Consider the following 12,125-nt stretch of genomic DNA (forward strand, 5'->3'; position numbering starts at 1 on the left):
GTGTATACGCTGTTCAGGGATAAACGTAACCCGTTCTCTGCACCTTTCCCTGTGGTGAACATTTCCAAAAACGGCGTACGTTATATTGTTGCCGGGCATGAACCGTTTTCCATTAACAACCGCCTGAACCAGGATGCCTTCCAGGTTACCAATAACTTCAACATCTTCATGAACAAGCACACAATCACAGCCGGTGCTTCCTTTGAATCTTACAAGTTCGGCAACTCCTTTAACCTTACCGGTTACGGGCCTACGTTGTTCGGGGATATAGACATTAATACCTTTATCACAGAAGTGCCCAGGGGCGGCAATGTAGTATTTGGCGCTTACCCGCTGGATGTGGATGTGAACTATGCCCGCAACCGCGCCGCCGCCGGTGAATGGACCTGGTACTATTTAACCGTAGGTCAATTATCCGGTTACCTGCAGGATGAATGGCAGGTATCTGAACGTTTTCGTTTAACCTATGGCGTAAGGATAGATGTGCCGTTCTATTTTAATGCCAGCTACCGTTCGCCCAACATAAATCCCGATGGCACTTTTGCCGGCACCTTTACTGAAGGCGAACCCACTGTGGCTAACAATAAGAACATGATCTTATTTGATGCCAATGGCCGCCGGCTTACCAATGGCGTAGGCAAGGAGATAGATAATACCCGCTTTCCCAGCAGCAAGCCACTCTTCTCGCCCCGCATAGGTTTTAACTGGGATGTGATGGGCGATAAGACCCTGCAGGTGCGTGGCGGTTCCGGTTTGTTCACCGGCCGCTTTCCGTTTGTATGGGTGGGTAACCAGATCGGTAACCCCGACAGCACCTTCTTTAACGTAACGGCCCGTGACTTTAAATGGCCACAGGTATGGCGCTCTAACCTGGGTACGGATATACGCATTCCATTCGGTACCGTGTTCACCGTGGACCTGGCCTATACCAAGGATGTAAATGGTATGATGGTGCGTAACTATAAGCTGGGCACGCCTACCGGCACCCTTAACTCCGGCACCGGCGATACCCGTAAGATCTACCTGCCTGCCGACCAGGGCCCTGCCAACGCCTATGTATTTACCAATACCAGCGTAGGTTACCAGTTTAACGCCAGCTTCCAGGCGCAGCAATATTTTCAGAATGGCTTATACCTGATGGCCGGTTATAACTACCTGATCGCAAAAGATGCCAGCTCTATTTCTGCAGAAATATCCAGCGATGCATTTGACCGTAACCCCATCCTGAACAATGCCAATGCCGCTATCTTGTCAACCTCCCTGTATGGCAATACGCACCGCATTATAGCTGCTGCCTCTAAAAAATGGAGCTATGCAAAAAATAAAAAGCTGGCCACCACAGTATCCTTATTCGGTTCCCTGAACTCAGGCAACCGTTTTGCGTATGTGTATGGCGGTGATATTAATAACGATGGCACTGCCACCAACGATCTGCTGTATGTGCCTACCAATGCGGAAATTGACCGGATGCCTTTTACACCGCTTACGGATGTGAATGGCGTAGTACAGGATGCCGCCACGCAGCGCGCTGCCTTTAAACAATTCATTAGCCAGGATAAATACCTGCGCAAAAGGCAAGGGCAGTACACGGAAAAATATGCCGGTGAAAATCCCTGGTTAAACCAGCTGGACCTGCGCATACTGCAGGACTTTATTATCAAAGGCGCCAAAAGGAACCAGACCATTCAGCTAAGCATTGACTTTGTGAACCTGGGTAACCTGATCAACAGCAGCTGGGGCGTGGTGAAGTACGCCACTACTTCCGGGTACTTCCAGCCATTGTCTGTTAACTATAACAGCAATGCGCCTACTTACCAGTTTGATCCTTCTTTGCGTTCAACCTTTACTTCCAGCCCCGACCTGCCTTCCCGCTGGCAGATGCAGGTGGGATTGAGGTATAGTTTTTAGTTTTTAGTCCATAGTTGATGGTCCATAGTCCATTGCCTTTTACATGTTAAACACCAGTACATGTACAGGCAATAGATTATGGACCCTTTGCTTTTTCACGTTAAACTTATCCAACGAAATATGCTATGGACCATGGACCATCGACCATGGACTTTTTTTACCTTCACACTATGAAGGATCTGCAAGCTGTATTCATCATTCCCCCCAAAGTGCATTTGCTGGACATTGCCGGGCCGGCGCACCTGTTCTATGAAGCCGCTGACTATGGCGTGCAGGTGCAATCCTACTTTGCGGCCATCGACCCGAAAGATACCCGCATTGAAAGCAGCTGCGCTCTGCATTTTTCTGACCTGGTAGATTATAATACGATAGCGCTGCGCCCCGGGGATATCATCTTTATTCCCGGTTTGGAAGCTGCCATTTTACTGGATGAGAAATTCCTGCGTTCTACAGCCGCTTTTGGGCAATGGCTGCGGGAGCAGCATGCAAAAGGAGTAACCATCTGCTCCGTATGCACCGGCGCGTTTTTACTGGCAGCAGCCGGTTTGCTGGAAGGCAGGGCCTGTACTACCCACTGGAAATACATTGACCGTTTACAGCAAAAATATCCGGACCTGCAGGTGCGTGATAATTGTTTGTTCGTGGAATCCGGCTCCATTTTTACCAGCGCAGGCGTAGCCTCCGGCATTGACCTGGCGCTGTATATGATAGAGCAGCTATGGGGTTCTGTACTGGCGGCACAGGTAGCCCGTGAAGTAGTGGTGTTTACCCGCAGAACAGCCGGGGATCCGCAGATCAGCATTTTTATGCAATATCGTAACCACCTGGAAAACCGGATCCATGAAGTGCAGGACCGGCTGGCGCAGGGCCTGGATCAAAACCTGAATATTGAGGAGGTAGCGGAAGATGCGCATATGAGCGCACGTAACCTCACCCGCCTGTTTAAAAGAACTACCGGCATTACCATTGGGCAGTATGTTGATAAGCTGCGCGTGGAGCGGGCCGCCCATATGATAGGCGAAGGGCATACCGTGCAGGCCACCGCACGCGCCTGCGGCTTAAAAAGCACGAACCAGCTGCGTTTTCTCCTGAAAAAATATGAAGCCGCATTACCCCGCCGGCTGGAAAAGATGGCCTGAAACTGCGTTCCCTTGGCCGTATAAAATAAGCGCGCCGTTTTACCTTAGCCCGTAAAACAACATTCCCATGAGCACCTTTTCTCTATATGTTGCCGCATGCCTGCTGTTATTAACCGGCTTTGCGCAGGCGGCCCATGCGCAGGACAATTATTACTGTTTGCCCTGCAACAATGCCTGTGATGATATTGCCTATACTGCTCCCGGCAGGTGTACGCATTGCAATATGGAGCTGGTAAAACAAACCAGGGAAGAACATGCCCGCCAGGCGGATAAGGGCCGTTTAAAAGTGGCTTTTTACCTGCAGGATGGGGTAGAGGTGCTGGACTTTGCAGGACCGCTGGAAGTGTTTAGCTACGCAGGTTTTGAGGTGTTCATTGTTTCAAAGGATAAAAAACAGCTGTTCGCGCAAGGCGTATTAAGGATAACGCCGGACTATGATATTACAAACGCGCCGGCCGCGGATATTGTGGCCTTCTTTGGCGGCGATGCAGGTAAAGCGGCCAATGATACCGCTGTAATTAGCTGGCTGAAAAAGCAAACCAATGTACAGCACTATTTTTCCGTATGCACCGGCGCTTTTATACTGGGTAAGGCCGGTTTGCTGGATGGCTTAACCGTTACCACTTTTCATGACAGTATAGAAGGCCTGCAGGCTGTGGTACCAGCAGCCAAAGTATTGTCTAACGTACGCTATGTAGACAATGGCCGGGTGATCACCACTGCCGGTATCTCCGCCGGTATTGACGGCGCTTTGCACCTGGTAGCTAAGCTGCGCGGTGATGAAATGGCTAAAAAAGTAGCCGCCTATATGGAGTATGATAAGTGGGTGCCGGACCAGGGTATGGTAGCCAAACAGCAATAACGTAACAAAGGCGTAACATGGGCCGAAGCTTACTGTAAAGCACGCCGGCACATGTATATAACCCGGGTAACCGATACATAAAAAACGGCACAGAATTGCATTGTTGGTAATCCAATAATCGAGTACTTTTGAGTACTAAATAAAAAATGATGGCACAGTTACCCAAGTTTATGATCGCCGACGATCCTATTACAGATCCAGACAACGAATACATCTTTCACACAGAAAAGCCAAGGTTCTTTGCCAAACGCGTGGAGGAAGATGAAGAAACCGCTTACATTGACATTGTTGAAGAACTGGATAATGTAGATGAGTTCTTCCATAATGAGCCGGAAAAAAAGCAGGAATTGCTGGAACAACTGGAGGATTGGTATTATTCTTACATGGAGTGGCTGGATGAAGATGCCGAGGAAGATGATGAGGACGAAGAAGAGTAGCCGTTTAACCCCGTTCAGGAAGTCTTTACCTGGTGTTCATGTTGGAATGCTGGCCGTTGTTACAGCGGCCAGCATTTGCCATTTATTTTAGTGATGTTAACCCCTCGCTTTCATAAGCATTATTCCCGGTTATTATTCCTCTTTATTGGTTTTGCAGTCGCTGCAAACTAACAAGCAAAGTCTTCAATAAAGTATTTGCGGCAAACAAAACTAAAGGCAGGCCAACAATTGCCATTGATGGGCATTCCGCCGCAGCAAAGGCCTCATTTTTGATGGTATAATAAGGTACCAATCCTGTTGCGTATGCCATCCACCGTTGTTGCCACCATGAAATATAATGCTGATAAAGCCACCCTGCGGGTAGTATTTGTATCCGGGATGGTGTACGATTACCTGGGCGTGCCGCCGGAAGAATATGAGGCCATGCGTACCTCCGGCTCCAAAGGCAAGTACCTGAACGAGCACATTAAAAAGCATTACGACTACGTAAAGGTGAAAGGCTGAAAATATATTTTGTAAATAATACCGTTCGGTATAAATTTGTATTCGCTAAAGGAAGATCTTATGTCCAAAGCAGAAAAAACCAGGGCTTTTATTATTGAAAAAACGGCGCCCATCTTCAACAGGAAGGGGTACGCCGGTACGTCGTTAACAGATATGACGGAAGCCACCGGTTTAACAAAAGGCAGCATTTACGGCAACTTTGATAATAAAGATGAAGTAGCGCTGGCGGCGTTTGAGCATAACCGTGCGCAGGTTGAGCAGATCATTCGCGGGGAGATGAGCAGGTATGAAAAGGTGAAAGACCAGCTGCTGGTATATGTGCATGTTTACAAGGATTTTCTGAAATATCCCTTTCCCGATGGCGGCTGCCCCCTGCTGAATACCGCTATAGAGGCAGATGATACGCACCCTGCCTTAAAGGAAAAAGTTAGCGCAGCCATTACCCATTGGAAAAGCCGCATAGCAGCGCTCATTAAAAAAGGGATAGATAACAAAGAGTTCAGCACCACCGCAGATCCGGAACAGATAGCGCTTACCATTATTGCCATGCTGGAAGGTGCTGTTATGATCGCCAAGGTTACCGGCAAGATGAATTACCGCAATGCCATTATGCAGTCGGTTGAAAAACTGATCAACGATCTCGAATAATATTTTTTACTATAAAATATACCGATCGGTATAAAAACATGAAAAGAACCATCCTGCTCATAACGGTTATCACCGCCGCTATGATGGAGCTCATAGATACCTCTATTGTAAACGTAGCCTTATCACATATGAGCGGTAACCTGGGCGCTACGCTGGAAGATACTTCCTGGGTGGTAACTTCCTACGCCATTGCCAATGTGATCATTATTCCCATTACTACTTTTCTCAGCACCCTGCTGGGCCGGCGTAATTATTACATTGGTTCGGTGATTGCCTTCACCTTCTTTTCTTTCATGTGCGGGCAGGCCACCAATATATGGATGCTGGTGGCATTCCGCTTTTTGCAGGGCATGGGCGGCGGTGCGCTGTTATCCGTATCACAGGCCATTGTATTTGAGCTGTTCCCGAAAGAAAAGCAAAGTGTGGCCAGCGCCTTATTCGGGATTGGGGTATTCATTGGCCCCACCATTGGCCCTACATTAGGTGGCTATATTACAGAGTATTATTCCTGGCCCTGGATCTTTTATATTAATGTGCCCATTGGTATTGTAGTAGCCTCCTTATGTTCCATATTGCTGGGTGAGCCGGTTGTAAAGCAGCCGGGCGGTAAAATAGACTGGCTGGGCATTTTCCTGCTGGCTGTGGGCGTAAGCGCTTTGCAAACGGTACTGGAGCGTGGCGAAACAGAAGACTGGTTTGAAACCCGTTACATTGTATGGCTAACGGTAACGGCTATAGTAGGCTTGTGCCTGTTTGTATGGTGGGAGCTAAAAACCAAACAACCCGTGGTGAACCTGCGGGTGCTTAAAAGCCGCAACCTGAGCATAGCAGCGGTGCTCACTTTTATTTCAGGCATAGGTATGTTCAGCTCTGTTTTTTTAACGCCGGTATTTGCACAGCGCCTGTTAGGTTTTACGCCTTCCCAAACCGGGCTGTTATTATTGCCCGGCGCCTGTATGGCCATAGGTGGGTTAATTGTTTCCTCGCGGCTGCTGCAGCGTGGCCTGTCGCCTATGTACCTGATCGGTACCGGCATTATTTTCTTTGGCTGGTTTAGCTGGAAAATGTCGCGGCTGGACCTGGATGCAAGCGGTTTTGATATAAGTACAGCGCTGATCTGGCGGGCCCTGGGCCTGGCCATTGTAACCGTACCCTTAACCATGCTGGCCGTTTCTTCGCTGCAGCCGAAAGATATGCCGCAAGGCGCCGCTTTAAATAACATGATGCGGCAGCTGGGTGGCTCCTTTGGGCTGGCGCTGGTTAATACCTATTTAACCCAGCGCAATGCCGTGCACCGGGCCGACCTGGTATCCAACATCACCGCATACAATCCTGCTACCGTACAACGCCTTTCCGGCTATACGCACTACTTTATGAGCAAAGGAGCTACCGCTGCAGATGCGCAGCAGCAGGGCCTGGGTATGCTGAACGCCGTGGTGGTAAGGCAGTCCAGCCTGTTAAGCTTTTGTGATGCCTACCTCATAGTAGGCGCTGTTTTCCTGGTAGCGCTGCCCTTATTATTATTTGCCAGCCAGCGTAAGCAGGCAAGACCGGCGGTAATACTCTCCGATCACTAAAAGTATAATATGCGTATTTTAGCGGTCAATGGAAAATGCAGCTTCAGCAAATGGTTATATCAGTGAGCGGATACCGGTAGCCCCGGAATGGGACGAGGTATTTGACCCTTTTTATTATGCGCTGAATAAGCAGCAGGTATCCCTGCGCAAGAAGCTGCTGCCCACTTTCCAGACCATCCTGGTATTTAATTTTGGGACTCCTATTCTGTTATACCCGGACGGGAGTGATAAAATACTGACCGTTGGCAAAACCGCAGTATTAGGCCCATTGAAAAAAGCGTTTGAATATGAGCTGCCGGCCGGCAGTGAAATGCTGGTAGCTAATTTTAAATGGGATGCATTCTACCGTTTTTTTGGTACGGCCTTACAACCCTATCACGATCATTTGCAACACCCCGATGCATTGCTGCAGCGGAAACATTGTTTTGCTGAGCTGTGGGAAGTCTTGAAAGCCCTGCCGCAAATGGAGCAGCGCGTTGAAAAGGTGCTGGATTTTGCGGGGGCGTATTTGCGCCAGCGGGAAGCTGCTTCCGAAGCGCTCCTTGATAATAACAGCTCCACAGATGTGTTGAGCCCCGTAAAAGCCATCGCCGGTAAAAAAGGACAAACTGAGCGCAACATACAGCTGAACTATAAAAAGTACTTAGGCTACAGCGCTAAGGAAATGAGCCGGTACCAACGTTTTCAGCAGGCCGCTGCATTAGCGCTGCAGCTCTTTGAAAGCAGGGGCGTTGTGGATTGGTTTGAGATCATTTACCAATGCGGGTATTATGACCAAAGCCATTTGATACACGACTTCAAGCATTTCCTGGACCTGACTCCTGCGCAATTCATTAAATTTCAATCGGATATCTGCATAGCAGGTAGTTAGTTACCCCGCTAACATACCTGTTTTGGACAAGTGCCCATCCCTACAGGGGCTAAAAACGCCACGTATGCGGGCGGATTGTGACAGCGCGCCTGTCTAATTTTATAGCATGAAACACATATCCATTCTTGTTCCCGAAGGGGCAATATTAGGCAGCATCGAAGGTCCGCGCCAGGTATTTACAGAAGTAAATGCCTTCTTGGAAAGCATGGGAAACGCCTCCCTGTTTAAAGTGCAGCTGGTATCGCAGGGGGCCGTACCCCCGGTATATAATGGCATTTACCAGGTAAGCGCCACGCCTATATCGGAGGTTGGCCATACGGACCTGGTGATCATTCCCGCGATGGATGGCGACATGCAAAAGAACCTGGAAAATAATAAAGCATTTATACCCTGGATCGTGCAGCAATATAAACGCGGGGCCGAAGTGGCCAGCCTTTGTGTAGGGGCTTTCCTGCTGGCCTCCACCGGTTTGCTGCAGGGCAAGGCCTGCGCTACGCACTGGATGGCCGCCAATGCTTTCCGGCAAATGTTCCCGGGAGTGAACCTGGTGGAAGATAAGATCATTACCGACGAAAATGGCCTGTACACCAGCGGCGGCGCCTTTTCTTACCTGAACCTGATCTTACACCTGATTGGTAAATATGCCGGCCGCGATGTAGCGGTATTTTGCTCCAAGGCCTTCCAGATAGATATTGAACGGCAAAGCCAATCGCCTTTTATAATTTTTAAGGGGCAGAAGGAACATGAGGATGAGCTGATCAAAAAAGCGCAGGAATTTATAGAACAAAATTTTCAAGATAAAATTACTGTCGATGAATTAGCGGCTATGTTATATCTTGGACGAAGGAACTTTGAACGCCGGTTCAAAAAGGCCACAGCCAATACTGTAGTAGAATATATGCAGCGGGTAAAGGTAGAAGCTGCCAAGAAAAGCTTTGAGACCAGCCGCAAGAATATCAATGAAGTAATGTACGACGTAGGTTATGCCGATGTAAAAGCATTCAGGACCATCTTCCGGAAAATTACAGGCCTAACGCCTATTGAGTACCGGAATAAATATAACAGGGAAGCCATTGTATTAGAAGCCTAAACCTTACAACTTTATTACTGTTAGTTATGAAACATGTATCCATCCTTGTTCCACGCGGACATACCAGCTTAAGCAACATTGAAGGTACCCACCAGGTGCTGTCGGAAGTGAACAATTTCCAGGAATACAGGGGAGAAGATCCTGTATTTAACATACAGCTGGTAGGCCTTGAAAAAGATACCTCACAACGCAACGGTACCTACACCGTAAACCCCGATCTGCTGATATCAGAGGTACCCAAAACAGACCTGATAATTATACCTGCGCTGCACGGCGATCAGAAAATAGGCCTGGAGCAGAACAAGGAATTAATTCCCTGGATCATTGAGCAATACAGGGGCGGCGCAGAGATTGCCGCATTTTGTATCGGATCTTTTTTCCTGGCCGCTACCGGATTAATGAGCGGGAAGCGTTGCGCCACACACTGGCGTTTTGCCAATGAGTTCCGCCAGATGTTCCCGGATGTGGACCTGGTGGATAACAAGATCATTACAGAAGAAGATGGTATTTATACCAGCGGGGGCGCTTACTCTTACCTGAACCTGCTGGTGTACATGGTCGAAAAATATACGGACCGTGATACCGCCATCTTTATCTCCAAGGCATTTATGATTGATATAGACCGGCACAGCCAATCGCCTTTTATTATATTCCAGGGACAAAAGACCCATGAAGATGAAGCGGTAAAAAGCGCGCAGGAGTTTATAGAAAAGAATTTCCAGGAAAGGATCACGGTAGATCAGCTGGCCAGCGCCTTTGCCATGGGCCGCCGCAGCCTGGAACGCCGTTTTAAGAAAGCCACCAGCAACACGGTTTCAGAATATATACAACGGGTAAAAATAGAAGCTGCAAAGAAGAGCTTTGAAACCAGCCGTAAGAATATTAATGAAGTGATGTACGATGTAGGTTATGCGGATGTAAAGGCTTTCCGCACTATTTTCCGTAAGGTTACCGGACTTTCGCCCATGGAATACCGGAACAAATACAACAAGGAAGCGGTAGCCGTATAGCCGTTGGCGTTAACCCTTCAGCTTCTCCGGTAATATAGGCAGGTGCCGTATGCGCTTGCCGCCGGCGCGGTACACGGCATTGGCAATAGCTGCGCCGGCAGGGCCCTGTACGGCTTCGCCTGCGCCCAATGGTTCCTCATTGGGGCGTGGTATCAGCGCTACTTCTACTTCGGGCGATTGTTTAATGCTAAGAATGGGATAAGAGATCCAGTCCTTACTGGTCACATGCTGTTCATCAAAAGTAACCTGCTCGCGTAAGGTCCAGCTGCAGGCCTGCACCATGCCGCCTTCTGTCTGGTTCTTTACGCCATCGGGGTTAATGATCTCACCGGCATCTACCACCGCCCACATCTTTTGTACCTGTATGCTATAGTCTGGCTTAATGTGTACCTGTGCAGCTACCGCGCAGTAGGCGCCGGTGTTCTTATACCGTGCAAAGGCAATACCCACGGCTGTTCCATTGGTAGCAGGCGTTGTAGGCAGCATGGTTTTTAATTTTTGCAGCACTGCAACAGCCCTTTCATCCTCTAAGTGTGCCAGCCGGAAAGTAAATGCATCCTGCTGCGCTTTTTCCGCCAGCTCATCCATAAAACATTCAATGGCAAAAATATTGGCAAAAGCGCCCAGGCTGCGTAAGGAAGACGTGCGCAGCGGCCCCTTGAAAGCATGCGCTGTGATGTGCTGATTAGGAATATTGTAATACGGTTCTGAATTGCGGCGTGCGCCGCCGGCGTAACCGCCGCCTTCCGGTTTAAAAGGTTTGGCAATGTAACGGCCCGGCAATAAATTGGCTGCCTGGCCGCCGGGGCGGGCGCCATGGGTGTCTGAGCGCAGCGCATATTGCCAGTGTGTAATTTTCCCTTTATCATCCAGCGTAGCTGCCAGGTCCATAAGCATAGCGCTACCATAAGGCTCCCAGCCGTGTTCATCCTGCCGGCTCCATTGCAGGCGTATAGGCTTGCCCGGTAGTGCCATGGCCAGCAGTGCTGCTTCTGCCGCTACATCATCGGCCCCGTTATGCCCGTAACAGCCGGAGCCCGGAACGCCTTTTACATGAATACGTTCTGCCGGCAGCTGTAACAGCTGCTGCAGCGCTTCCCGCAAGGGATACACGCCCTGGCTGTGCGTCCATACCTGCAGCTGTTGCTGCTCATTATACAAGGCCACTGCGCAGGAAGGCCCGGTAGCGCCGTGCATAATATAAGGTTTAAAATAACGGGCCTGCAGGGTAGGGGCACTCAATGCTTGCCCTTTCTCCCGCACTGTTTCGGATTTCACCGGCAGGGAAGCCAGGTGCTCCGCTAAGTTATGGCTGCCGGCCAAGGGAGTGCCTTTGCTCCATACAGCGTGCTGCGATAATAACCCTTGCGCCTGTACGGCATCATACTCCCGGGTAGCTATTACACCCAGGAAGCTGCCGTTGGCCACCACTTTCAGCAGGCCGGGTACTTTTGCTTTTACCGCCTGCTCATTATAATGCTGCAGCTGCGCATCATAGGCCGGGGGCCGCACAATGCGCGCATGCACCATGCCTGGAAAATGCAGGTCCTGCACATAGATGGGCGCACCTTTAACCATTTGCGGCACATCATCCCGGTGCACGGGTGTGCCGGAGGTGGTATAATCTTTTTTAGGTTTTAGCTTAACACCAGGTTTTATTTCACCGCTCAGCTTACGGCCATTCAGTATTTGTGCAAAGGTGAGGGATCGGCCGCCATTTTTCGTAGTGGCTTTACCGTTATCCAGGTGCAGCTGCTCCGGCGGTTGATTTAATTGTGCGCCTGCCAGCTCCAATAATTTTTCCCGTGCAGCTGCGGCAGCATACCGTACCGACATGCCGCTGGTTTCAATAGAAGCGCTGCCTGCTGTATAATTTTCATTGGGAGTAATTGCTGTTTCTGCCAGGGCTACACTTACTTTTTCCATGGGCAGCTCCAGCTCTTCTGCCGCTATCTGCGCTATTGCAGTACGTATGCCCTGGCCCAGCTCCAGCTTGCCGGTAAATACGCGCACACTGCCATTGGCCAGCACTTCCAGCCAGGCATCTATGTTGGAATATTCTTTAAGACTGTCAGGTAA

At 49.5% G+C, this 12,125-nt stretch carries 10 protein-coding genes and 1 pseudogene; 10 read left to right on the forward strand and 1 reads right to left on the reverse strand.

Annotated features, from left to right (window positions below; all coding sequences use genetic code 11):
• From VIM87_RS22590 to VIM87_RS22635, 10 genes and pseudogenes are all read left to right on the forward strand, one after another.
• A pseudogene (locus VIM87_RS22590) lies at positions 1 to 1,908 on the forward strand (TonB-dependent receptor); the annotation flags it as partial.
• Positions 1,909 to 2,078: 170 nt separating this feature from the next.
• Positions 2,079 to 3,047, forward strand: a complete 969-nt coding sequence (locus tag VIM87_RS22595) for a GlxA family transcriptional regulator (protein ID WP_331999199.1) — start codon at positions 2,079 to 2,081, stop codon at positions 3,045 to 3,047.
• Between the two features lie 67 nt (positions 3,048 to 3,114).
• Positions 3,115 to 3,909, forward strand: coding sequence for a DJ-1/PfpI family protein (locus tag VIM87_RS22600; protein WP_331999200.1), 795 nt, complete (start codon positions 3,115 to 3,117; stop codon positions 3,907 to 3,909).
• Between the two features lie 146 nt (positions 3,910 to 4,055).
• A complete protein-coding gene (locus VIM87_RS22605; RefSeq protein WP_089907944.1) occupies positions 4,056 to 4,346 on the forward strand; it encodes a hypothetical protein in 291 nt (96 codons plus the stop codon).
• Positions 4,347 to 4,649: 303 nt separating this feature from the next.
• The gene (locus tag VIM87_RS22610) at positions 4,650 to 4,850 is read left to right on the forward strand and encodes a KTSC domain-containing protein (RefSeq protein ID WP_217605731.1); all 201 of its coding nucleotides are present in this window, start codon (positions 4,650 to 4,652) and stop codon (positions 4,848 to 4,850) included.
• A 60-nt stretch (positions 4,851 to 4,910) separates the two neighbouring features.
• Positions 4,911 to 5,498: a TetR/AcrR family transcriptional regulator gene (locus VIM87_RS22615; protein WP_331999201.1), complete on the forward strand. Its 588-nt coding sequence runs from the start codon at positions 4,911 to 4,913 to the stop codon at positions 5,496 to 5,498.
• A 38-nt stretch (positions 5,499 to 5,536) separates the two neighbouring features.
• Positions 5,537 to 7,075, forward strand: coding sequence for a DHA2 family efflux MFS transporter permease subunit (locus VIM87_RS22620; RefSeq protein ID WP_331999202.1), 1,539 nt, complete (start codon positions 5,537 to 5,539; stop codon positions 7,073 to 7,075).
• A gap of 28 nt (positions 7,076 to 7,103) precedes the next feature.
• Complete coding sequence (locus tag VIM87_RS22625) at positions 7,104 to 7,946, forward strand: AraC family transcriptional regulator (RefSeq protein WP_331999203.1); 843 nt, start codon at positions 7,104 to 7,106, stop codon at positions 7,944 to 7,946.
• 106 nt (positions 7,947 to 8,052) lie between these two features.
• Positions 8,053 to 9,036 carry a GlxA family transcriptional regulator gene (locus tag VIM87_RS22630; protein WP_331999204.1) on the forward strand — a complete coding sequence of 328 codons (984 nt, stop codon included), beginning with the start codon at positions 8,053 to 8,055 and terminating at the stop codon, positions 9,034 to 9,036.
• 26 nt (positions 9,037 to 9,062) lie between these two features.
• On the forward strand, positions 9,063 to 10,046 hold the full coding sequence (locus VIM87_RS22635; protein ID WP_331999205.1) for a GlxA family transcriptional regulator: 984 nt from the start codon (positions 9,063 to 9,065) through the stop codon (positions 10,044 to 10,046).
• Between the two features lie 9 nt (positions 10,047 to 10,055).
• Here the strand turns inward: VIM87_RS22635 and VIM87_RS22640 are convergent.
• Positions 10,056 to 12,125: xanthine dehydrogenase family protein molybdopterin-binding subunit (locus tag VIM87_RS22640; protein WP_331999206.1), on the reverse strand; the 2,070-nt coding region annotated here is incomplete at its 5' end.

The organism is Chitinophaga sp. (genome assembly GCF_036569125.1).
In the GTDB taxonomy this organism is placed as follows: domain Bacteria; phylum Bacteroidota; class Bacteroidia; order Chitinophagales; family Chitinophagaceae; genus Chitinophaga.